General features: G+C 30.1%; 1 protein-coding gene. It reads left to right on the top strand.

The features are described from left to right. A partial coding sequence (locus AC1EUY_RS16105) for a DUF2262 domain-containing protein (protein WP_480196575.1) occupies positions 1-593 on the top strand: 593 nt, incomplete at its 5' end. Positions 594-742 lie beyond the last annotated feature (149 nt).

Below are 742 nucleotides of genomic sequence, written 5' to 3'. Positions count from 1 at the left end.
ACCACACATTTAAGAAAAACTATATGGGATTATTTTCAAAATTCAGGAAAAAGGGAAATTTTAACTTAAAAAAATCAGACTTTAAAACTGAAAAAGAGGAATATGACGCTGAAGTAACTTTTACAAGTGAAGAGTTTCTTAAATCACTTTCCGACTGGAAGAAAAAAAACGGAATAACTGATACTAAAACGGAATCTGACAAACTGAACTCTATATCAAATATTGCTAATATTTCGCTTTTCGGCAGTGAAGTTAATATACAATATGACCCGACCGAAATTGAAATTGAGGAAAATGAATTTATCATTCAAATAAATCAAAAGTTAAATTGGATTTCAGAGAATGGAAAGGAAATCAATTATGCGATTGTAAAAAAACTTCTTCCTTTAAAAAATGAAGATTGGATTGAAGAAAATGGAACCAAGATTTCCGAAAAGGAATTTGTGAATCGAATAAAATTGATCGAAATATTATTTTTTGATGACACCAGTTTAGAATTAATTTACGACGATGGAAATTTATTTTGGCAGCATCAAATTATTGTTGCTTTGAGTAAAGAAAACAAAATAACTGATGTTGGCATACATGGATAAAAAACGTGTGGTAACAAGGTGTATAGTTCATTGCTTCGGATTTTCCCTTCGGAAAATCACTTGCAAAAGAACTATCTGCATTATTATTTATTAAATTAGTTGCTAAACCAAACGCAACAAACCATACACACGACCGTTGGCAACAATAT

The sequence above is a fragment of the Maritimimonas sp. 2210JD6-3 genome, assembly GCF_056591795.1.
Note: the sequence above shows the minus strand (reverse complement) of the source record. Positions and strands in the feature narration are given on the sequence as shown.